Origin of the sequence: Williamsia sp. 1138 (assembly GCF_002095435.2) — a bacterium.
GTDB lineage: Bacteria > Actinomycetota > Actinomycetes > Mycobacteriales > Mycobacteriaceae > Williamsia.
On the sequence record NZ_MJEJ02000034.1, the window covers coordinates 48,454 to 69,901 of the forward strand.

The following is a 21,448-nucleotide window of genomic DNA, read 5'->3' on the forward strand; positions in this document are numbered from 1 at the left end:
GTCGAGGTGTGACGATCGGGTGGGTGGGGAAGTGGCTAGGCATGCTGCAGCGGCCGGTGGGTGGGTGCCGATGCGGGTGTGGCCGGCGCCGCCGAGGTGGCGCGGGAGGTGAATCCGCGCAAGCGCAGGCTATTGCTGACCACGAACACACTGGACAACGCCATGGCAGCCCCGGCGAGCATGGGGTTGAGCAGCCCGAGCGCGGCCAGGGGGATAGCAGCGATGTTGTAGGCGAACGCCCAGAACAGATTCATCTTGATGGTCCCCAATGTTTTGCGCGCCAACCGGATCGCGTCGGCCGCCGAGCGCAGATCACCGCGCACCAGGGTGATGTCGGCGGCTTCGATGGCCACGTCGGTCCCGGTACCCATGGCCAGCCCCAGATCGGCCTGAGCGAGGGCGGCGGCATCGTTGACACCGTCGCCGACCATGGCCACTGTTTTGCCCTGCTTTTGCAGGTCGGCAATGACGGCGAGTTTGTCCTGGGGCAGGACCTCGGCGATGACGTCGGTGATACCGACCTGGGCGGCGACGTGGTCGGCGGCGCCTTGATTGTCCCCGGTGAGCAGAATCGGGGTCAGGCCCAGAGCAGTGAACTGGGCGATCGCGGCGGCGCTGGTCGGTTTGATGGTGTCAGCGACCACGAGCACGCCTCGGACGCGGCCATCCCAGGCCACCACGACAGCGGTTTTCCCGATCTGCTCCGCCTCAGTCTTGGCCGCGGCCAGCGTGCCCTCGAGGGGCAGAGACCAGTCGGCGAGCATACTTTCACGGCCCACCAGCACCGCGTGGTCCTCGATGACACCGTGTACACCTTTGCCGTCCACGCTGGTGAACGACTCCACCGACGGTAGCGGCCCGGTCTGCTCGGCCGCGGCGGCCGCGATGGCCCGGGCAATGGGGTGTTCGGAGGCGTGCTCGAGCGCGCCGGCCAGGCGTAACACATCGTCGGAGGACACCTCGTCGGTGGTGATGATCTCGTGCAGGGTCATCGTTCCAGTGGTCACGGTGCCGGTCTTGTCCAGGACGATGGTGTCCACGGCGCGAGTCGATTCGAGTACCTCGGGGCCTTTGATCAAAATCCCCAGCTGGGCTCCGCGGCCGGTGCCCACCAGCAGTGCGGTGGGGGTGGCTAAGCCCAATGCGCAGGGGCAGGCGATGATCAGCACGGCCACCGCTGCGGTGAATGCGGCGCTGAGGGGGAATCCGGCCCCGATCCAGCCGCCGAGGACCGCGACGGCGATGGCGATGACGATGGGGACGAAGATTCCGGAGATGCGGTCTGCGAGTCGCTGGACTTGCGCTTTGCCTGATTGGGCGTCTTCGACGAGCTGAGCCATTCGCGCCAGTTGGGTGTCGGTTCCCACGCGGGTGGCCCGCACGATGAGGCGGCCGCCGGCGTTGACGGTGGCGCCGGTGACTGGGTCGCCTTCGCTGACTTCGACCGGGAGGGATTCGCCGGTCAGCATGCTCGCATCGACGGCGGAGCGTCCGGTGGTGATGACGCCGTCGGTGGCGATCTTCTCTCCGGGCCGCACCACGAACTCATCGTCCACGTGTAGTTCGGTGATGGGGATGCGGGTTTCGGTGCCGCCGCGTAGGACAGCGACGTCTTTGGCTCCGAGTTCGAGTAGGGCGCGGAGTGCGGCTCCGGCTTGGCGTTTGGAGCGTTTTTCGAAGTAGCGGCCGGCCAGGATGAACATGGTGACTCCGGCGGCGACTTCCAGGTAGATGTTGCCCGCGCCGTCGGAGGGGGAGACGGTCAACTCGAAACCGTGGGTCATTCCGGGTTGGCCCGCCGTGCCCCAGAACAGCGCGTAGATCGACCAGGCCAAGGCTGCGAGGGTGCCGACCGACACCAAGGTGTCCATGGTGGCGGTTCCGTGCCGCAGGTTCGTCCACGCGGCTTTGTGGAAGGGCCAGGCGCCCCACACGATGACCGGTGCAGCCAGGGTGAGCGAGGCCCACTGCCAGTAGGTGAACTGCCACGCTGGAACCATCGCCAGGGCAATGACCGGCACCGTCAACACGACCGAGACCCAGAGCCGCTGGCGCAAGGCGGCCAGCTCGCTGTCGGGGCGGGTGCGCTGATCGCCGCCTTCGGCGCCATCGCTGGTGCGCGCGGTGGGCAGGGCAGCGGTGTAGCCGGCCTGTTCGACGGTGGCGATGAGTGTCGTGGGATCGAGATCGCCGGAGGTGGTGGTGACTTTCGCCTTTTCGGTGGCGTAGTTCACCGTCGCGGTCACCCCGGGCAGTTTGTTGAGCTTGCGTTCGATCCGGTTGGCGCACGACGCGCAGGTCATGCCGCCGATCTCGAGTTCGAGTGCAGCAGGAGTCTGAGGTGCAGGTGCAGGTGCAGTAGCCATGGTGTTCCTTCTGAACGGGGTTGTGCGCGTGGGTCAGTGGCCGCCGTGGGCGTCGGTGGGTGCCGGCGCCGGGGGCGGACTGGCCGTAGGTGCCGAGGGGGTGGAGGCCGCCGGACCGGCGGCGTTCAGGACGAACTCGGCGGTGTGCACCTGCCCGTCGACTTTGAAATCGAAATACAGCAAATACCGGCCAGGGGTGGGTGCGGCGGTCGCGAACTGCACCTGCGGACCCGAGAGCTGTTCTGGGCCAGCAGGTGCTGCGCCTTCGGGATGCACGTGCAGGTAGGCCAGATCCCCCTCGCGCAGGGCCACCAGGTGTCCGTAGGCGCCGAGGTAAGGCTCCAGGGTGGTCACTGGCTGACCGTCGCGGGTGATGCGGGCCGTCACCGTCGAGGTGCTGGCGGAAGTAAGGTCCCCGGTGAGGGTGACCTGGTAGCCGGCCACCTCATCGGTGGAGCTCACCGGCCGTGCCGCCGGCGGAGCAACCTCGCCGGCCACGGTCACTGTGCTGGTCAAGGTGATGTCCGTGTCGGAGGCGGCAGGAACGAAATCAGCGAAAACGCGGTAGCTGCCGGCCGCGGGCCACTGCCACGGCAGCGACCACCGCCCATCGGCGCCCATCGTGGGATGCACGTGGCGGTAGTTGGAGCCATCGGTGGCGACGACAATGGCATGGAGCTGTTTGTCGTGGGAGGTCGCAAATCCGGTGACCGGGCGAGCGTCGGGGCCGATGATGGTGAACGCCAGCTCACCGCTTTCGCCGACACGGTTGGGTGCGGCCAGAGCGGTCAAGGCATAGCCACCGGCAGCGATCGACACGCCGCGTACCGGTGCGGCGGCTCCTGCGGGAGCAGTAGTGGTGGGGGCGTGGGCGGTGTGCTCAGCGGAGGTGGTCCAGTCGCGGGCGACCCGATCAGGTACTACAGCAGCGGCCACGACGAATGCGGCCCCAAAGATTGCCACCAGAGCTGCGCCGTAGAGAGCTAACCGGGTCGCGGTGTTCATCATCATTCTCCTTGTTCACGAAACGGATGAGCGGGGGGCAGATACCCGGCGCCGCAGAAACTTCTCACCGGCGCCGGGTACCGCTGTGGTCACTCGGCGACCTGGTACCCCGCCTCGGCCACGGCCGCCTTGACCGCAGCCGGCTCGATCGTGTCGGTGCTGGTGATGGTGACCGCACCGGTGCCCAGATCGACCTCGACATCGGACACCCCAGCCAAGGCGCCGACCTCCTCTCGGACCGAGGACGCGCAATGGCCGCAGGTCATTCCGGTAACGGTGACAGTGGACGTACTCATGACAACCCCTTGCTCTTGTAACTGCAGTGCCGTGCAGGTGGTGACGCACGGAGACCTCATCAAGGCCTACCTACGGTCTACCATACCCCCCTAGGGTATTCAAGGGCGAGGTGTGAGGGTCCACAGGTCGGCGTTGGTGGCGGCGTAGGCAGTGCCGTCGGGTGCGACGGTGATCGCGTCGGGAGCCCCGATCCAGGAATGTTGCAGCCAGGCCCGGCCCTCGAAGCGTTGCCAGGAGTACCCCTCGGCATCGACTGCCCACAGTGTGCTGCCGCTCCCGGCGAGTAGCCCGATGGTGGGTGCGGCGACCTCGGCGAACGAGCGCCCGTCATCGATGCTGTGCCACACCGCGCCTTCGTCGGTGGCCGCCCAGATACCGTCGTCGGTGATCGCCAGGGTGCGTGGAACCAGTTGTGCTCCAGCAGTCCATGTTTCGCCGCCATCATGGGAGACCCGTAGGGGCCCGCCATCGGAGCCGATCAGCAGTCCGTCCGCGGCGGCCAGCACGTGAAAGTCAACCTCTCCAGACAGGGAGCGGTCTTGCCAGCTGCGGCCCCCGTCAGTACTGGCCAGCAGTCCCAGCGGGTTGGGGGCGGTGCTGGACCTACCGGGATGGCCCGAGGCGAAGACCACATCGCTGCCGGGTATTCCGGTCAGGCCCATCAGGTCATCGTCGGAAGTGCCCACCGCGGTGGTCGCCCCGGAGGGATCGATCGCGACCAGCCCGTGGTGGGTTCCGGCCAACAACGTTCGGTCGGCGGACACCTGCAACCCATGCAGGTGTGACACCCCGGGTGAGAGGGCGATGCGCGCGGTGACCTCAGCGCTGGGCTGGGCCCGCTCGGGAGCAGGATCAGCCGAGGTGCACCCGGGCAGCACCAGCATCACCACACTGATGCCGCACGCGGCGGCCACCGTGCGAGGACCCCTCATTGCAGTGCGCTGCCGACGAGCCACTGTTCCCAGGGCACGCTCCAGTCCCCGTTTTGCCAGAGCTCCAGGGGCGGGCCGCCGGTGTTGCGGACTTCCACGATGTCTCCGGGGACCGAGAAGTCGTAGAACCAGCGGGCGTTGTCGGGGTTGAGGTTCAAGCACCCGGCGGACATGTTGGTGTTGCCTTGCTGGGCGATGGTGTCGGTCAATTCGTGCAAGTAGATGCCGTCGTTGCTGATGCGGGTGGCGTAGTTGATCGATTGGCGATACCCCAAGCGCGAGTTCACCGGTAGCCCGTAGGTGGAGGAGTCCATGATGACCGGGTTGGCCTTGTCGAGCACGGTATAGGTGCCCGATTGGGTCCAGAAGTGGATGGTGCGGCCGTTGACGGTCTCGGTGCCCCCGCGGCCCATCGAGGTGGGCATAGTGCGTACCAACTCACCGTTGTTGAACACCGACACCTGTTTGGTGGTGTCGTCAGCGATCGAGACATGGGCATCACCGATGGTGAACGAGGTGCTCACGTCCTCTTGACCGAATAAGTTCTCTCCCAACTGAACTCCGTAGATGTTGGCGCTCACCGACACCGTGGTGCCGGGGGTGTAGTACTCGCGGGGACGCCAGTGCACGCTTCGCTCGTCGACCCAGTTCCAGGACCCGGTCACCGGGGGGTCGGTGCGCACCACCAGCGACCGTTCGGCGGCGGCGCGGTCGCCGATGGGCTCGTCGAACTGGGCCACCACCACGATCCCGACTCCGTAGGTGGCGCCGTCGGTGAGCAGGTTCCCGCCGGTGCTGACAAAGGTCGGTTTGGTCTGCGTGCCTGGGGTGACCGTGGAGAACGAGATGGTGCGTTCGGTGCGCTGGTCCTCGTGCACAGCAGCCGCGGTCAGGGTGTAGGTGCGGCCGTACCCCAGTGGCACAGCTGGCTTCCAGTCCACCCGATCCGGGGTGTAGAAACCGTCGATCTGGGTGCCGGTCTCGTTGGTCAGCACCACCGATTCCAATGTGCCCGCAGAGGTTTGCACCTCCACCCGATCAGTGGGGGTGACGGTGGCGTCGCCGTCGCCGGGCGTGATGGTCAGTTGCGGGGCATCATCGCCCGGCCGGTCGGCCGAGGCGGCTGCCGACGTGCTCGAGGATGGTGTGGACGGGGACGAGGTGCAGGCGGTCAGTGCTGCCACACAGAGCGCCACCACCGCCAGCCCCCACCGGGGAGGGGTTCGCATGAAAACTCCGAAAAGTGATGAGAAAGGGAAGCCAGGCAACGGCTGCGCCCGGGTTGGTAGCGACCAGGACGGTGCTGCTGAAGCCAAGAAAGGGGACACGTGGAACGCCAGACCCCGATCTGGCACCGGCGGTGCCAGACCGGGGCGCTGCGCCAGGCCTACTGCGTTTGCAGCGCCTTCATGGTGTCGATCTCAGTCTGCTGGGTTTGCACGATGGTGCGGGCCAACTGCTTGGCCTGCTCATTCGAGCCGTCCGCGATCTCGGTGTTGGCCATCTCGATGGCACCGGTGTGGTGTTCGATCATCATCGTCAGCCACGCCTGATCGAACTCAGCGCCGTTCTTGGCGGCCAGATCGGTCATGTCCTGCTCAGACATCATCCCGCTCATACCGCCGCTGCCGCCGTGGTCCATACCGCCCATGTCGGCGCCGGTGGTCGGGGCGGGTTTGCCCCACTGCGCCAGCCACTGCTGCAGCTGCGTCATCTCCGGGCCCTGGGCGGACTTGATTGCCGCGGCCAGCTCGATGATCTGCGGGTTGGTGGTGCGCCCTTGCACCAGATCGGCCATCTCCACAGCCTGAGCGTGATGGGGATACATCATCTGCGCGAACATCACATCGGCATCGTTGAACTGTGCGGCGGCCTCGGCCGACGGCGACGGTGCGGCACTGGCCGATGCCGTCGACGACATCGAGTCGCCGCCCATCGAATCCATATCGTGGCCGCCGTCGTCGCTGCAGCCGGCTAGCACCACGGCCGCGGCGACGCCGGCGGCGGATGCAACAACTTTGAGTCGGGTGGTACGGGTCGAAAACATCATCGTCTCCTTGAAAACAAAAGTGGCAGAGCGGAATCTAGAGTCGCGACGCGCCGAGGTAGGCACGTGCGAGTGTCAAACGAACGTGCCGTTGGCACCTCGTCTGTCAGATCCGCAACACCGACAATTTCTCCAAAGATGGCGCCGCCCACGGCGGCGCACGCGAGGCATACCCGCCCATCACCAGCGCCCACGCGGCCGAGCAACTCTCATTTTCTCGTAGATCCAGAAGACGGCGCACCACAATCAACGCGGTCGCGATCGTGATGACGGCCATGCACATCGCCATCCCAACATGCGGCGAACAGCCGTCACTGCACCCCATCTCGAGCACAACACCCGACCCGGCCATCACCGCGGCGGCCAGCTCGTTGGTCTCGGCGTGGTGACCGACGTCGGGGTGTAAAGCGGAGACCGCCGTGGGACCAGCGGCACTATGTCCGCTGGGGGGATGCACCATCGGTACCGAATGCATCAGCAACACACCCAGCAGCACCCCGAACGCGGCGCACGTCATCACCGCCGCGGTCAGCCACCCGCCCTGGCGGGGGCGCGCAGAAAACCCGGCGATGGACCCGCCGTCAAGGCGCGGCAACACTGGCATATGCACCCCCGTCCGTTCTTTGTCTCGCTAGCTCTTTACCCCTGGGAGGTATCACCCGATGGTAGATCACGATCAGATCGGCAGCTGGACACTGGATAGAACAAACCCCGTCTACAAGAGGTCGACCTCCACCGGTCGTGGAGGGTCGAAGACGTGCAGAGTGGGGGAGTGCTGCCACGACTCGAACATAGTTTCGATATAGTAGTACGGTGCGGGTCGGCGGGGCAGAGATGTCCGGGTGCCTAATTGCTTCGTAACTCAGCGTCCTTTCGTTGAGCTACCCACATCGGCTGGCCATACGCCAACGAGCTGACGCCTGAGGGTGCCTGACACTGCACACGCGGACTGTCTCCACAGAGCGCGGCGCGCTTGACCGGCTGTGGTCAGTCGATGTGGTCAGTTTGAAGTGCGAACCGCCGCCGGGTCTGACCTCCTTTTGTGTGTGCCCGAACCTCGAGTTCCAACAGTGTGCGAGGGCCCAGCGGGTTTGGCGTCAGAAATGACTATGTCAGCGGTCACGTAATTCCCCAGGTTGATGGGGTTGTCCGTCACGTAATTCCCCACCTGGCCGTCACGTAATTCCCCACCCTGGGGTGTGTCGGCCGGGGTTCGGGTGCGGCTACAGGTTCGCTTCTTGCAGGGTCTCCTACCGGCCCTGGAAGGGGCCCGTGGTGGCGAGGAGAACGTGGACGATGACCGATTTGATGGAGTTGTTCCGGCATTGGCATGGCGGCCGGTCTCAGGTGCAGATCTCGGCGGCGTTGGGGATCGACCGCAAGACGATCCGAAAGTATCTGGCACCGGCAATCGCGGCCGGCATGACCCCCGGCAGCGGTGAGCGGTTCGACGAGTCGGTGTGGCGGCAGCTGATCGCCGACTGGTTCCCCGAGGTGGCCGATCCGGCGGTGCGGGCGGTGACCAGACCGGCGATCGCGGCCCACCACGCCTGGATCAAGGACCAGTTGGACGAGTCGGTGACGGTCGCGACTATCGCCCAGCGGTTGCGTGATGACCACGGAGTGGATGTGTCCGAGTCGTCGGTACGGCGTTACGTATCAGCAGTATTCGCCGAACAGGTAGCCGAAGGCAAGGCCACGGTGCCGCGTGGCGCAGTCCCGCCGGGCGAGGAGGCGCAAGTCGATTACGGCAAACTCGGCATGTGGCATGACCCGGTCACCGATCGGCGGGTGACGGTCTGGGCGTTCGCGATGATCCTGGCGTGCTCACGGTTACTGTTCGTTCAGCCGGTGCTTCGGATGGATCAATCTTCCTGGTGTGCTTCGCATGTGGCGGCGTTCGACTACTTCGGCGGTACACCCGCCCGGATCGTGTGCGACAACCTCAAGACCGGGGTCGACCGCCCTGATCTCTACGATCCGAAAATCAACCGGGCTTACGCCGAGTTCGCCGCCTTCTACGACGTGCTGATCGACCCCGCCCGCGCGCGCAAACCCAAAGACAAACCGCGGATCGAACGCCCGATGCCTTACATTCGAGACTCGTTTTGGCGAGGCCGAACCTTCGGCTCGCTACCGCAGATGAAGGAGGCCGCCGTGGTGTGGTGCATCGACGTCTACGGCCAGCACGCGCACCGCGGTATCGACGGGATGACACCAGCAGAGCTGTTCGCTCAGATCGAACGATCAGCTCTGAAACCGTTGCCACCAAAACCCTTTGAACATGTCGTCTACCACGTCGGGAAGGTCGCACCGGATTGTCATGTCAAGGCCGGCAAAGCCCTGTATTCGGTGCCGTGGCGATTAATCGGGCACCGCGTCACGATCCGCACCGCTGGCGACATGGTGCAGGTTTTCGACGGCGATGAGGTGGCCGCGACCCACGTGCTGCACCTGGCGGGGCGGTCGACGAACTTCGAGCACTACCCACCCCACAAAGTCGCCTACACGTTGCAGACCGTGTCCTGGTGCCGCCACCAAGCCGAGGAGATTGGACCCGCGGCGGTGGCCGTGGTCGCCGAACTCTCCGAGGTCAACGCGCTGCACCGGCTTCGAGCGATCCAAGGCATCGTGGGCCTGCGCAAGAGCTACCCCGACGACCGGATCAACGCCGCCTGCCACCGGGCCAGCCAGGTCGGTGATGTGCAATACCGCACCATCAAAGGAATCCTGGCCGCCGGCACCGAACACGAAGGTGCACCCGCGCCGGCCGCTGCCGTCGTACCGGCCCTACTTCGCGGGCCGCAAGCTTTCGACACAGCCTCCGGTCAATAAGACGCATCCGCATTGCCATTGACACACAGCATCTTTCACGACTATCTCACTTAAGGAACTAGTGCTATGACCATCCACGATCCCAGCCTGCGAGCCGCACTGAAAACCCTCAAGCTCGGGGGCATGCTCGACACCCTCGACGCCCGCCTGGCCCAAACCCGCGACGGCCAACTCGGCCATCTCGAGTTCTTGCAGGTGCTCTGCGAAGACGAAATCTCCCGACGCGAGCACGCCGCTCTGGCCCGACGCGTACGCCGCGCTCGCTTCGAGCAACAGGCGACCTTCGAAGACTTCGATTTCACCGCGAACCCGAAACTGCCCGCCGCGATGCTCCGCGACCTCGCCGCACTGCGCTGGCTCGATGCCGGTGAATCAGTGATCCTCTACGGACCAGTCGGAGTCGGCAAAACCCATGTGGCACAAGCACTCGGCCACCACGTCGCACGACGAGGCGCGGACGTGCGTTTCGTCAAATGCGCACGCATGCTCGCCGACCTCGCTGGCGGTCACGCTGACCGGACCATCGGCCAACGCATGCGCGAATACACGCGCCCCGCCGTGCTCATCATCGACGACTTCGCGATGCGTGAGCACACCACCACCGGATCCGACGACCTTTACGACCTCGTCTCAGACCGGGCCATCGCCGGCAAACCCCTGATCTTGACCAGCAACCGCGCACCCAAAGACTGGTACCCGCTCTTTCCCAACCCCGTCGTCGCAGAATCGCTGCTCGACCGGCTCATCAACACCAGCCACCAGATCCTCATGGACGGCCCCTCCTACCGACCCCGCAAACGACCCGGACGCCCCGCCAAGAAGACCACCTGACCCCACCCGACCTGCTCAGCTACGCTGACCCCAGCACGCTCGGACATGGGGAATTACCTGACGGAAACCCCTGAGGAATTACGTGACCGTCGACAACTACTGAGATGACGGACCTTCGAGTCCTGCAATTAGGTCGTCGATTGACTCCGACTGGCTCGTGGACCGTGTTGCCGGACGAGGAGAGGTACGTGGAAGTATTTTGTGGAATCGATTGGGCCAGCGACCATCACGACATCGCGCTCGTCGACGCAGAGGGGACTGTGTTGTCCAAGGAGCGCGTAGCGAACGATGCTGCTGGGTTCGCGCGTCTCCTGGAACTGTTGGCTGACGCTGGCGATACAGCAGACAATTTGATCCCGGTGGCGATCGAGACCGACCACGGCCTGTGGGTCGCGAGCCTGGTCGAGACCGGGCGACAGGTGCACGCCATCAACCCGCTGGCGGCAGCGCGGTACCGGACCAGGCACTCGGTATCGAGAGCGAAAGCGGACATCACCGACGCGATCGCGCTGGCCAACATAGTGCGCACCGACCGCCACGCCCACCGTCCAGTCCCGGTCGACACAGAGCTGGCCAAGGCTGTCAGAGTCTTAGCGCGAGCCCAGCAGGACGCGGTGTGGGAACGCTCGGCCATCGGGAACCGCATCGCAGCCCTGCTGGGGGAGTTCTACCCAGCCGCGCTGCAGATGGTGGCGCTACTCACAGGCGGCCTCACTCGGGCCGATGTACGCACTATCTTGCGCCGAGCGTCAACACCTGCGGTAGCGCTGACGTTGACGCCAGTGAAGTTGCGCGGCTTGCTGGTTCGCGCTGGTCGTGAGCGCTATATCGCCGAGCATGCCACTGCGTTGCGAGCAATCTTCGCCACGGCGCAGCTACGGCAACCGGAACTCGTTGAAGAAGCGATGGGTATTCACCTGATCGCTTTGCTCGACCAGTACGAAGCCGTCGACCAGGCAGCACGGCGGTTGGCGGAGGCGACGAGTGAACGGTTCGTCGAGCATCCGGACGCCGCAGTCATCGTCAGCTTCCCCGGGTTGTCCGCGGTTTCCGGCGCCCGGCTGCTGGGTGAACTCGGAGACGACCGAAACCGGTTCACTGACGCGCGTGGCCTCAAAGCCTATGCCGGCGCTGCCCCGGTGACCCGTGCCAGCGGCCGCAAGACCGTGGTGACACACCGCCGCGTCAAGAACAGGAGACTCGAATCGATCGGGTCAAGTTGGACGCTGGCATCGCTGCGGGCCTCGCCCGGTGCGCGCTCGCACTATGACCGACGACGAAGCGTGGGCGACTGGAACCGGGCGGCGCAGCGGAACCTGTACAACAAGTTCCTCGGCCAGCTGTACACCTGCCTTCACACGGGCCAGCTGTATGACGAGGGGCGAGCATTCCCTTCCGAATTGTTGGAGCCGGCCGCCTGATTTCGCCGGGCGGCCTCGTCCCGTGGGTTGGGCCTGACCGAGGCTACGGGCTGGGCTGGCACATGGGACTGCTGGTGACGAGTAGCGGACAGATGGCGGCTTTGCCGATCTTCCAGCTACCTTCGTCGTAGATGAGCGGGATTTCGGCGCTGTAGACGGGTGCGCTTGTCCTGTGGACTTCTACGTTCGCGTGCGCAGACTCGTTCGGTTCGGCCAACGACGTTGGTGCAATGAACCGGTAGGTTGCTGTTCCCTGGTCTGCGATCTTGGTGAAAACGTCTCGGTCGGCATCGGAGTCCTCCACCAGCGCAATCTTCTCGGCGGCAGGTACGTTCGGGTCAACGATGATCTCCATCACCCGGTTCAACGCTGAAGCAGGAGGTGCGGCGGACCCGTTCGCTAACGCATCCTGGTGGTCGGGGCTGAGCAGAGGATCATTCGCTGGCTCATCCGCGCCGCACGCGGCGACGAGAAACGTCGCCGCGATCGATACCCGCCATCCGTATCGCGTTCGACCAGCCATATCGCAACATTCTCACATCTGACGGCACGTGAGGCGGCAAGAGCGATCTCGCCCGAGATTGGGTAGGCAACCAGTGCGTAGACAAGAACTCAACGGCCTCGTCGTCTGAGGATTGAGAGACAACCGGATAAGGCGGTCTATGAAGTCGGTTGCGGTGGTGAGTATGGAGGTGGGTACTCGTCGCCCGGTTGCGGGATCGGGAAGGTCAAAGATGGGGTCTCAGTAGGCGCGGCGCTGGATCTCGGTGCGCCTTGGAGGTTGTCGTTGTGTGCTGCTGCGGCGGCGGCCAGTGGCGGCGAGGAGGGGTCGCGTGCTTGTTGTTCGGTTATTTTGACGTCTCCGTAAATCGGGATGAGGGTGTACCAACCTTCTGACGGCGATGCGTTGGTGGCGAACAGGTACCACTGGCCGCTGTTGAGCGGACGGTCGCCGCCTAGGGACATGTAAGCGCCGCTGCGGGTTCCGCCTTGTTGGTTGACGATCACGGTGGCCGATACCTCGCCCTTGAGCTGAACCCCGGTGGTCACGGTGAACTGGGTTTCGGGGAAACTGCTTCGAGATTTCGAACCAGCAAAGGCGTCGACGCGTCCGGTGAACACGTGGGTCGTCTCCGCCATCAGATTTCGTATGTCACTGAAATCCGTGGTGGCGTCGAAGGGTGAGATCAGGGTTGTTGTCGCCGACTCGGTGGGTGCATTGCCCATGTTGACGGTCGTTTTTCCGCAGCCGGATAGGGCCGCAGCTGCCCACAGCGTCACTACAAGAAGTGCGAGTCCACGCCGGCCGCCGCAGGACGAAGGGTGGGTGCAGGCAATTGTGCCTGGACTGGGCTGTTTCACGGTCTCGTCAGGCATCACGAGGATCGCGCGTTGAGGCGTGTGCCGACCGTTCGTGAATCGGGTCTGGATGCGCTCATGGCACCACCGTCTCACACCGGCACGACCGCAGGAAGTGGCCTTTGACTACTCCCGGATAGTTTCCGGACTTGACGACTTAGCAACCTGAGATGTCTCTGTGTCCTGTCAAGCGCAGGATGTTCGAATCTGCGGCCGACGTACGCCGTGGGACAGGTCAGCGGCAGCAGGTCGGGTCCAACACCTGCCGCAACGCTTGCAGCGCGTCGGTATGGGCGCGGTAGAAGACGTTCATGCCGCGACGTTCGGGGCGGACCATCCCGGCTTTCTTGAGCTGACCGAGGTGATGGCTGACGGTCGGCTCGGATAGCCCGACTGCGGCCGCCAGGTCGCAGGTGCAGACTTCGCCCGCGTCGTCGGTGAGCAGGATCGACATCAACTTGATCCGAACCGGATCCGCCAATGCCTTGAGCCGCAGCGCCACCTCCAGGGCCGCGTCGTCATCCATCGGGGACGCCGAGACCGGTGCGCAGCAGATGGGTGCGGTCATGTCGATCACCGGCAACGTCTTGGGCATGACACCAATCTTACCCACGCTATTGACATATGTCGAAGAGGTCGGCACTCTGGGTGGCGACGGTAGTTCGATGTATGTCTCACAGGTGGAGGTAGTTATGTCCCGTATGCAGTTGGCGCTCAATGTCGACGATCTTGATCAGGCGGTCGAGTTCTATTCGAAGTTGTTCAATGTTGCTCCGGCCAAACGCAAACCGGGCTATGCCAACTTTGCGGTGGCAGAGCCCCCGCTGAAACTGGTCCTGCTGGAGAACCCGGGCCAGGGCGGCACGATCAATCACCTCGGGGTGGAGGTCGAGTCCAGCGACACCGTGCATTCGGAGATCGCCCGGCTCAGCGGCGAGGGACTGTTCACCGAGGAGGAGATCAACGCGACGTGTTGCTTCGCCACCCAAGACAAAGTGTGGGTGACCGGACCGGCCGGGGAGAAGTGGGAGGTCTATACGGTCCTTTCTGACTCGGACACCTTCGGCACCAGCCCTAAGCTGTTGGCGGACAGTGCCACTGAGTCCGAGGAGTCGTCGGTGTGCTGCGGTACCGCCGGCGGGTCGCAGGAAGCGCAGAGCGCGGCGAGTACGACGTCGGCGGCTTGCTGCTAAGGACTTCTGCGGTATCGGTGGGCTCCTACTTTCCGGGACTCACCGACGGGCTCAGGATGTGCTCAAGCGGGTGGTCAAGTCGGTGACCCGGGCGGCGATGTCGTCTCGGATCAGGCGCATGCGCTCGATTCCGTCGATACCTCGCAGCGACGGTTCGTCGGTCTCCCAGACCTCGACGATGACGCCGTCGGGTGCAGTGACGTTCGCGGAGGTACCGAGTACGACGGTGAGGTCGGCGCCGCGCATCAGGTCATCGGTGAGCTGACGCGGTGCGTGGCCACCGATGTCCACGCCGACTTCGGCGAGCACCTGTGCGGACATGTCGTTGACGTTCTTGCCGAGGGCGGCGTCGGTGCCAGCCGAGGAGGCGGTGATCGCCGCACCGGCGATCTTCTCGGATAGTCCTTGGGCCATCACCGATTTGCCGCGGTTGCTCACACAGACGAACAAAATCTGCGGCGGCGTGCTCACAGCACCCCTCGAGTGGTGTGCGCAACGGGCGCGATCTCGGCGAGCAAGTCAACGACCAGGGCCCGGATCTGGTCGCGAATCGGCCGGACCGCGTCGACGCCCTTGCCGGCGGGATCGGCCAGGGCCCAGTCGCGGTAGCTGACCCCAGGAAACACCGGGCAGGCATCCCCGCAACCCATGGTGATCACCACGTCGGAGGATTCGACGGTATCGGGGGTGAGGATCTTCGGGGACTGGTCGGAGATATCGATGCCGACCTCGGCCATCGCCTCCACGGCCGCAGCATTGATGGTCTGCGCGGGCGCCGATCCGGCGGACCGAACCTCCACCTGCCCGCCTCCCAGTGCGGTGAGGAAACCGGCGGCCATCTGGGAGCGGCCCGCGTTGTGCACGCAGACAAACAACACGCTCGGCAGGGTTGTAGACATGAATGTCGCTTCCTTGTCGGTCTTGTGGGAGTGGTTATGCCGGTGTGGGGGTGAAGCGCTTGCGTAAGGCCAGGGACACGTACACCAGGGCGACCAGGACCGGGACTTCGATGAGCGGGCCGACCACACCGGCCAACGCTTGCCCGGAGGTGACGCCGTAGGTGGCGATCGCGACGGCGATCGCGAGCTCGAAGTTGTTGCCCGCGGCGGTAAACGCCAGGGTGGTGGTGCGTTCGTACCCCAAACCCATGACGGCCCCGAGGGCGTACCCGCCGCCCCACATGACAGCGAAGTACACCAGCAGTGGCAGCGCGATCCGCACCACGTCCCAGGGCTTGGAGGTGATCTGGTCGCCTTGGAGTGCGAACAAGATGACGATGGTGAACAGCAACCCGTACAGCGCCCACGGCCCGATGCGGGGCAGGAACTTCTCCTCGTACCACCTGCGGCCCTTGGCCTTCTCGCCGTAGCGGCGGGTCAAGAACCCCGCCAGCAAAGGGATGCCGAGAAATATCAGGACAGACTTGGCGATCTGCCAGGGCGAGGTGTCGATGGTGGTCTGTTCCAGGCCGAGCCATCCCGGCAGGACCGACAGGTAGAACCAGCCCAAGATCGCGAACATGAACACCTGGAACACCGAGTTGATCGCCACCAGCACTGCGGCGGCTTCGCGGTCGCCGCAGGCCAGGTCGTTCCAGATGATGACCATGGCGATGCACCGGGCTAACCCGACGATGATCAGTCCGGTCCGATACTCGGGCAGGTCGGGCAGCATGAGCCAGGCCAGGGCGAACATCAACGCCGGGCCCAGGACCCAGTTCAGCGCCAGCGACCCGATCAAAAGTTTGCGGTCGCCGGTGACGGTGTCGAGGCGGTCGTAGCGAACTTTCGCCAGGACCGGGTACATCATGATCAGCAACCCGATCGCAATCGGCAGCGAGATGCCGTCGATCTCGACCGCGCTCACCACGTCGTCCAGGCCCGGAATCAGTCGGCCCAGCAGCAGACCGGCAACCATCGCCACCCCGATCCACACCGGCAAGAACCGGTCCAGGGTGGACAGTTTGCCGACCACGGCCGGCTGGTCCGAGGTGGCCGCGGCGGTGCTCATGCGGTCACCAACGACGTGTCTGCGGTGGGATCGGCGGCACTAAGCACCGACGACAACTGTTGCAGGGCAGCAGGAATTACCCAGTAGTACACCCAGGTGCCGCGCCGTTCGCAGTCGAGCAGGCCCGCCTGACGGAGCACCTTGAGATGGTGCGAGATCGTCGGCTGCGACAGATCGAACGAGTCGGAGATGTCGCACACGCACGCCTCTCCGCCGGCGTGACTGGCCACCAGGCTCAACAACCGCAACCGCACCGGATCGCCGAGCGCTTTGAACATCACCGACAGGTCGCCGGCCCACTCGGCCGATAGCGGCTCACGCAGCAGCGGGGAACAGCACTGCCCGCTGGGCGCATCGGAGGGCGGGAGATCTTGTTTCGACATACGTCTATATTGACGCTTGCCGAATCAGCGGTCAAATGAACAGCTCCTGAACGCAAAATGGCTGGCCGCGGGGGCGGGGGGAGGCGGCTCGTCGGCCACTGGGCCGGGGTTAGGTGGGAACAGGCTCGGCGCTCGGTATCAGCCGGGGTATCACGCGGACGTAGATGACCATCCCGATGACTTCGATGAGGGTTTGGGTGACGACAACGGCGGCGGCGAGTTCGAGACCGTCGGGCAGCGCCAAAGCCAGCGGCAGCACGACCAGGGAGTTGCGGGTGGCGCCGGAGAACGCGATGGCGCGGCTGCCCCCGACATCGAGACGAAAGGCTGCCGATAGGGCTTTGCCGGCGTAGGCCATCACGATCAGGAACACGATGTAGAAGGGGATGACAGCAGCGACGTCGGTGAGGTTGTCTCTGATGGCAGGGATCTGCGAGGCGACGACGATCGCGAGGACGGCGACCATCAGCGGCACCATCAGGGTGCTCGCCCCCGCGGACACGGCGCGGCCGGCGGGCCGGCGTGCTGCCCAGGCCTGGGTGGTCCAGGCCAAGATCAGGGGGATCACGATCAAGATCAGGAACGCTTCGAGGAACGGGCCGACCTCCACGACCTCGGCGAGGTCTGAGCCCATGAACAGCAGCAAAAACAGTGGCAGCAATATCATTTGGGCAATCAGCAACAACGGTGTGGAGGCCAGGAGGCGGTCACTGCTGCCGCCGGCGAGACCGGAGAACACGATGACGTAGTCCACGCACGGACACAGCAGCACCAGCAGCACCCCGACGCGGACGGCCTGATCGGTGGGTAGCAGGAAGAACATCGCAGCGACCACCACCGGAACAACAACGAAGTTGATGACCAACGCCGCCGACAGAAACCGCCCGTCGCGTAACGACCGTGCCAGATCGGCGGCCGGTACCTGCAGGAATGTCACATACAACAACGCACCCAGGACCGGGTTGATCGCGTGCTCAAGAAACGGGGCCAGGCCGGGAGCAGCCAGGCCGATGCCCGCTCCGGCGACCATCGCCAGTAGATAGATCACCACCTGATGGTGTTCCATCCGATCAACCAGCCTCACTGGTGATGTCGACACGCGTCTCCTTCGAGGTCTCTGTGGAATGAGCAGGTTTTTTTCGATCCCCGACGCCGGTGAGCGCGGGGCCGTGCATCGCCGGGTGGTTCAGCGATCACGGGTGGGGATTGTGGGCGAGTCGAGGTCAACCGGGCCCGCGGGCGAGGAGGTGCACGCCCCGGCGCGGCGCCGGCGGCCTAGCTCGAGGACGATGCCCGCCGCCGCCGCTACCGCGACAACCATCAGCAGGGCAGGGAGCCACAGGGACCCGGCCAAGCCTGCGACGCCGATCCCGCCGAGGATCGCGAGCAGCGGCCCGGCGCAACAGAGAGCGCAAGCGCCCACCAGACCGGCCAAGACCGTGGCCGGTGCCCGCCACGATCGGCTCGGGGCGCTCACGCCACCTCCCCGAACAGCTCGGCCATCAGTGGCTGGGCATCGCGGGGTGCACGAACCTGCACCGAGGCGCCGCCATCAGCGATGCGCAGGGTGAACTCATAGAACGAACAGCATTGTTGCTCTGCGGCAATCAGATACGCGAGCTGACTGATCAACGCGGCATCGGTACCGAAGCCGATCTCCAAACCGACACTGGCCGGATCGGTCTCCACAGGCCGGCGGTAGCGGGCATGACCGAGGACCTCGCGCCACTGCAGCGTCCGCTCGCCCAGGTCATCGCTGCTCAACGTGCACGCGATAGCCGGCCCCACTTCAGCTGGGGACGGGCAAGCAGTGACGCTCACGTCGGTGAGCCCAAGGTCGGCCACCCCCGGCGCTGGCGCCGCCGCCGGACCGGTGTCGGTGATCATGCATCCGCAGCCGGGACCACACCCACCTGCAGGGGCCTGGCCGGCGAGCTCTGAGCGCACCGTGCGCAACCGGTCGGCGAACGCCGAAAGCTCAGCAAGACGATGCTCGGTGTCGGTGATCTGCTGATCAATTAGCGGTGCCAGCTGTGTGCGCACCGATGCGCACACCCCGGACTGCCACGCCCCCAATAGGTCTCGGATCTCATCGAGTGCCAACCCCATCAATTTGGCCGACGAAATGAACGCCAACCGATCGACCGCGCCCTGATCGTAGATCCGGTATCCCGACGGGGTCCGATCAGCAGTCAGCAGACCCGAATCTTCATAAAAACGCAGCGTCGAGGTGGGCACACCCGCCCGCTGCGCCAACTCGGAAATGCGATAGGTCGTCATGGAAGCAACGGTAAACCTTCAACACGAGTTGAAGGTCAAGCCTGCACGGCTGAACACCCCATAGCTAGCACAAGTGTTCGATAATTAATTAGAATCCGACCGGCGGGGGCCTGCGACCTCGTAGCCGTGCGATCGAGGCCACCGTCTCCCTGTGTGTGAAGGACCGTGGCAAAAATTCCCGGCGGGCATAAGAAGTCAAGGAAAACCCCGGTCGTAGATGCGCTCATGTCCCTGTTGAGCCCGGGTCGAAGACGCCCGCGCGGCGGAAAAATGGCAGACCGCGGGGTTTGGTCGGCGGGGCCTGGCACCCAGCGCCGCACCCGCCCGTGCTTCAACTCGTGCGCCCCGAGTTCAGTCGGATGGGCAGTGGGATGCCCTGAGCGCGTGAACATTCGCACAAAAACTATGAGATATAGTAGTTTTGGTTGATGGCAACTGGAACCGTTCATGCTGGCGGGGTACTGGCAAAGGTGGCGGTCGTGCTCGTCGCACTTGTCGCGGGCCTGGGCGGTGGTGCTGGATCAGCCTCGGCACACAGTTCGTTGGTGTCCTCCACCCCTGCTGCCGATGCGGTGCTCGATCAGGTACCCAGCTCGATCGAGTTGGTCTTTAATCAGGACATCTCGCAGAGCTTTGCAACAGTGGTGCTCACCGACAGCTCTGGCGAGCAGCGGCAGTTATCTGAGGTCGCGGTCTCGGGACCGACCGTGAGCGCACCTCTCCAGGCGCCGTTGAAGGCGGGCCGGCACACGATCGGGTATCGGGTGCTCTCGGCCGACGGGCATCCGATCACTGGTGAGGTCCCGTTCTCGGTTATCTCGCCCGCGACCGGTAGCGCTCCAGCCAGTGTCGGTCCGAACAGCCCCGCCGGGCAGTCAGCGGTGCCCAGGATCTCTGCCGGCCCGGCGCCACAGGCCGTCGAAAACTCTACGGGCGGCAAATTGAAGGACAACTGGATCGTGTTTGTGCTGGTCGGTGGGGCCTTGGTCGGGCTGATAGCTATTGGTGCTTTGCTGGTGTTCAGCTCGGACAGGAATCGCGATGATCGGGATCCGTCTTAGAGTGGGCGTGAGTCAGATGTCGCCGACTAGCGTCCGAACGAGATCGACGGTTAGGTGATGAAGATGCAGTACACCGCGGACAGGGCGGCCATGGTTATCACTGCCGAGACGGCCGCGGCTGTGAGAGGCAGTAGAGCTGCGGCGGCGTAGGTCAGGCGGCGAGGGCTCGGTGCGGCGGCGGCGGAGAGTACCTGGAGCCGGCGGTCATTGGTAGCTTCGATGTCGCGCGCGGTGGGGGCATAGCCCACGGCGTGTACAGCAGGGCTATCGCCTTGTTCGGCAAGGACACGACATAGCGCTGAGCGGACGTCGGCGGGGCTCGTTCGGCGTGCGGCGGCGCGATCGGCGTCGAGTTCGACGAGCATGGAGATCGCGGCCGGCGCGCGGGTGATCAGCGGCACCATCGGCAGTGTGCGCGCCAGGATAGCGCACAGCGCCAGGATGCGGTGGTGGCGGCCGTGTAGGTGGGCGCGTTCATGTTCGAGGACAGCGGCGGCTTCTGCAGGGGTCAGGCAGGTGTTGAGGCCCTCGGTCGCAATGACCAAACCGGGGCTGCCGGCGATGCTGTACGCGAAGGGCAGGGGATGGTCGAGCCACAGCACGGGATAGCGGCTGCCGGGGTCGTGTTTGGTGCGGGCGACGATGGTCAGTATGTCGTCGTGATAGCCGCGGACCTTGGTGCGGGATCGGTGCTGGCGGCGGCCGACGGCAGTGAACCGGCCCAGGAAGAATGTTGCGGCGAGAACCGCTGCGCCGAAGGCTATCTCCGATATCCAGGGGGCCATCGTGTGTTGCGCCGAGCTCAGGCAGCGGATCCAGATGTCGGTGATGCCCTCGGCGGGAGCGTGATCGGGCCAGGCGACGACCACTACAGCTGAGAGCGCGAGAAAGATGAATGCGGCGATGCTGGCGAGCCAGCCGACGAGCATCAGGCGCGGTGGGGCGGCGGGCGGATGTAGAGCCAGTACTCGGGGCATGATCACCCCCACCAGGGCGGCCGCCAGGGCCAGCGTCGCCGCAAGGGTCACCGGGCCGCCCGTTTTCTGGGCAGGCTTTTGCGTAGCGCTGCGGTTTCTTCGGGGGTGGCGGTCTGGGCGAAGTGCATCAGGACTGCGGTCGGGTCGTCGCTGGAATCGAGGATGTCGCGCAGGGTTTGCGAGGTCACCTCTTCGCGGGTGTGTTTCGCGCAGTATTGGTAGGCGCGGCTGACCTTGGTCCGGGTTAGAAAACCTTTGCTGTGTAGGTTGGTCACGACGGTCAAGATGGTGGTGTAGGCCAGTTTGCGGTCACTGAAGGCTGCGAGGATGTCGTGTACCGACAGTGCTTCGGGCGCGGCGTCCCACACGGCGTCCATGACGTCTGCCTCGAGTGTGCCCAGCTGCTTCATGACGTCATTGTCCCCAATGGTCGCCGGGTCGTCCACTGGCG

The 21,448-nt window shown here is 64.9% G+C and carries 24 protein-coding genes; 5 read left to right on the forward strand and 19 right to left on the reverse strand.

Features of this window, described 5'->3' with window-relative positions; all coding sequences use genetic code 11:
- Window positions 1-35 precede the first annotated feature (35 nt).
- From BH683_RS07430 to BH683_RS07460, 7 genes are all read right to left on the reverse strand, one after another.
- The gene (locus tag BH683_RS07430; protein ID WP_030174448.1) at window positions 36-2,366 is read right to left on the reverse strand and encodes a heavy metal translocating P-type ATPase; all 2,331 of its coding nucleotides are present in this window, start codon (window positions 2,364-2,366) and stop codon (window positions 36-38) included.
- A 33-nt stretch (window positions 2,367-2,399) separates the two neighbouring features.
- The gene (locus tag BH683_RS07435; protein ID WP_084835683.1) at window positions 2,400-3,371 is read right to left on the reverse strand and encodes a heavy metal-binding domain-containing protein; all 972 of its coding nucleotides are present in this window, start codon (window positions 3,369-3,371) and stop codon (window positions 2,400-2,402) included.
- A gap of 89 nt (window positions 3,372-3,460) precedes the next feature.
- Complete coding sequence (locus tag BH683_RS07440) at window positions 3,461-3,667, reverse strand: cation transporter (protein ID WP_030174455.1); 207 nt, start codon at window positions 3,665-3,667, stop codon at window positions 3,461-3,463.
- A gap of 99 nt (window positions 3,668-3,766) precedes the next feature.
- Complete coding sequence (locus BH683_RS07445; protein ID WP_033336195.1) at window positions 3,767-4,600, reverse strand: hypothetical protein; 834 nt, start codon at window positions 4,598-4,600, stop codon at window positions 3,767-3,769.
- On the reverse strand, window positions 4,597-5,829 hold the full coding sequence (locus BH683_RS07450) for an Ig-like domain-containing protein (protein WP_030174461.1): 1,233 nt from the start codon (window positions 5,827-5,829) through the stop codon (window positions 4,597-4,599). The genes BH683_RS07445 and BH683_RS07450 overlap by 4 nt, the downstream gene beginning before the upstream one ends.
- 158 nt (window positions 5,830-5,987) lie before the next feature.
- Window positions 5,988-6,647, reverse strand: a complete 660-nt coding sequence (locus tag BH683_RS07455; RefSeq protein ID WP_030174464.1) for a DUF305 domain-containing protein — start codon at window positions 6,645-6,647, stop codon at window positions 5,988-5,990.
- Window positions 6,648-6,753: 106 nt separating this feature from the next.
- On the reverse strand, window positions 6,754-7,251 hold the full coding sequence (locus tag BH683_RS07460; protein WP_143695997.1) for a DUF6153 family protein: 498 nt from the start codon (window positions 7,249-7,251) through the stop codon (window positions 6,754-6,756).
- Window positions 7,252-7,943: 692 nt separating this feature from the next.
- Between BH683_RS07460 and istA the strand changes: the two genes are divergently transcribed.
- The 3 genes from istA to BH683_RS07475 all read left to right on the forward strand — a co-directional run bounded on the left by istA (window position 7,944) and on the right by BH683_RS07475 (window position 11,734).
- Window positions 7,944-9,482 (forward strand): IS21 family transposase, encoded by a 1,539-nt coding sequence (gene istA, locus BH683_RS07465; RefSeq protein WP_084835633.1) that lies wholly within the window; start codon window positions 7,944-7,946, stop codon window positions 9,480-9,482.
- Window positions 9,483-9,548: 66 nt separating this feature from the next.
- Window positions 9,549-10,313: an IS21-like element helper ATPase IstB gene (istB, locus tag BH683_RS07470; protein ID WP_084835634.1), complete on the forward strand. Its 765-nt coding sequence runs from the start codon at window positions 9,549-9,551 to the stop codon at window positions 10,311-10,313.
- A 188-nt stretch (window positions 10,314-10,501) separates the two neighbouring features.
- Complete coding sequence (locus BH683_RS07475) at window positions 10,502-11,734, forward strand: IS110 family transposase (protein ID WP_084835684.1); 1,233 nt, start codon at window positions 10,502-10,504, stop codon at window positions 11,732-11,734.
- A gap of 43 nt (window positions 11,735-11,777) precedes the next feature.
- On the opposite strand, the gene BH683_RS07480 is transcribed toward BH683_RS07475, so the two are convergent.
- The 3 genes from BH683_RS07480 to BH683_RS07490 form a co-directional block, all read right to left on the reverse strand.
- On the reverse strand, window positions 11,778-12,257 hold the full coding sequence (locus BH683_RS07480; RefSeq protein ID WP_143695998.1) for a hypothetical protein: 480 nt from the start codon (window positions 12,255-12,257) through the stop codon (window positions 11,778-11,780).
- 137 nt (window positions 12,258-12,394) lie between these two features.
- Window positions 12,395-12,961 carry a hypothetical protein gene (locus tag BH683_RS07485; RefSeq protein ID WP_094647315.1) on the reverse strand — a complete coding sequence of 189 codons (567 nt, stop codon included), beginning with the start codon at window positions 12,959-12,961 and terminating at the stop codon, window positions 12,395-12,397.
- Between the two features lie 367 nt (window positions 12,962-13,328).
- Window positions 13,329-13,688, reverse strand: coding sequence for an Rv2640c family ArsR-like transcriptional regulator (locus BH683_RS07490; RefSeq protein WP_084835636.1), 360 nt, complete (start codon window positions 13,686-13,688; stop codon window positions 13,329-13,331).
- Window positions 13,689-13,785: 97 nt separating this feature from the next.
- Between BH683_RS07490 and BH683_RS07495 the strand changes: the two genes are divergently transcribed.
- On the forward strand, window positions 13,786-14,286 hold the full coding sequence (locus tag BH683_RS07495; protein WP_084835637.1) for an ArsI/CadI family heavy metal resistance metalloenzyme: 501 nt from the start codon (window positions 13,786-13,788) through the stop codon (window positions 14,284-14,286).
- A gap of 51 nt (window positions 14,287-14,337) precedes the next feature.
- On the opposite strand, the gene BH683_RS07500 is transcribed toward BH683_RS07495, so the two are convergent.
- The 7 genes from BH683_RS07500 to BH683_RS07530 all read right to left on the reverse strand — a co-directional run bounded on the left by BH683_RS07500 (window position 14,338) and on the right by BH683_RS07530 (window position 18,959).
- Window positions 14,338-14,757, reverse strand: coding sequence for a low molecular weight phosphatase family protein (locus tag BH683_RS07500; protein WP_084835638.1), 420 nt, complete (start codon window positions 14,755-14,757; stop codon window positions 14,338-14,340).
- Window positions 14,754-15,185: an arsenate reductase ArsC gene (locus tag BH683_RS07505; RefSeq protein ID WP_084835639.1), complete on the reverse strand. Its 432-nt coding sequence runs from the start codon at window positions 15,183-15,185 to the stop codon at window positions 14,754-14,756. Before BH683_RS07505 ends, BH683_RS07500 begins: the two co-directional genes overlap by 4 nt.
- A 34-nt stretch (window positions 15,186-15,219) precedes the next feature.
- Window positions 15,220-16,296 carry an ACR3 family arsenite efflux transporter gene (gene arsB, locus BH683_RS07510; RefSeq protein WP_084835640.1) on the reverse strand — a complete coding sequence of 359 codons (1,077 nt, stop codon included), beginning with the start codon at window positions 16,294-16,296 and terminating at the stop codon, window positions 15,220-15,222.
- Window positions 16,293-16,679: a metalloregulator ArsR/SmtB family transcription factor gene (locus tag BH683_RS07515; RefSeq protein ID WP_084835641.1), complete on the reverse strand. Its 387-nt coding sequence runs from the start codon at window positions 16,677-16,679 to the stop codon at window positions 16,293-16,295. Before BH683_RS07515 ends, arsB begins: the two co-directional genes overlap by 4 nt.
- A 109-nt stretch (window positions 16,680-16,788) precedes the next feature.
- Window positions 16,789-17,745: a bile acid:sodium symporter gene (locus BH683_RS07520; protein WP_084835642.1), complete on the reverse strand. Its 957-nt coding sequence runs from the start codon at window positions 17,743-17,745 to the stop codon at window positions 16,789-16,791.
- Between the two features lie 120 nt (window positions 17,746-17,865).
- Window positions 17,866-18,156: a hypothetical protein gene (locus tag BH683_RS07525; RefSeq protein ID WP_210405180.1), complete on the reverse strand. Its 291-nt coding sequence runs from the start codon at window positions 18,154-18,156 to the stop codon at window positions 17,866-17,868.
- The gene (locus tag BH683_RS07530; RefSeq protein WP_084835643.1) at window positions 18,153-18,959 is read right to left on the reverse strand and encodes a MerR family transcriptional regulator; all 807 of its coding nucleotides are present in this window, start codon (window positions 18,957-18,959) and stop codon (window positions 18,153-18,155) included. The genes BH683_RS07525 and BH683_RS07530 overlap by 4 nt, the downstream gene beginning before the upstream one ends.
- Window positions 18,960-19,387: 428 nt before the next feature.
- On the opposite strand from BH683_RS07530, the gene BH683_RS07535 reads away from it, so the two are divergent.
- Window positions 19,388-20,020 carry a copper resistance CopC family protein gene (locus BH683_RS07535; protein WP_084835644.1) on the forward strand — a complete coding sequence of 211 codons (633 nt, stop codon included), beginning with the start codon at window positions 19,388-19,390 and terminating at the stop codon, window positions 20,018-20,020.
- A 50-nt stretch (window positions 20,021-20,070) separates the two neighbouring features.
- Here the strand turns inward: BH683_RS07535 and BH683_RS07540 are convergent, their stop codons facing one another.
- Both BH683_RS07540 and BH683_RS07545 read right to left on the reverse strand, forming a co-directional pair.
- Window positions 20,071-21,048, reverse strand: a complete 978-nt coding sequence (locus BH683_RS07540; RefSeq protein WP_084835645.1) for a M56 family metallopeptidase — start codon at window positions 21,046-21,048, stop codon at window positions 20,071-20,073.
- Window positions 21,045-21,407, reverse strand: a complete 363-nt coding sequence (locus BH683_RS07545) for a BlaI/MecI/CopY family transcriptional regulator (RefSeq protein ID WP_084835687.1) — start codon at window positions 21,405-21,407, stop codon at window positions 21,045-21,047. Before BH683_RS07545 ends, BH683_RS07540 begins: the two co-directional genes overlap by 4 nt.
- Window positions 21,408-21,448: the final 41 nt, after the last annotated feature.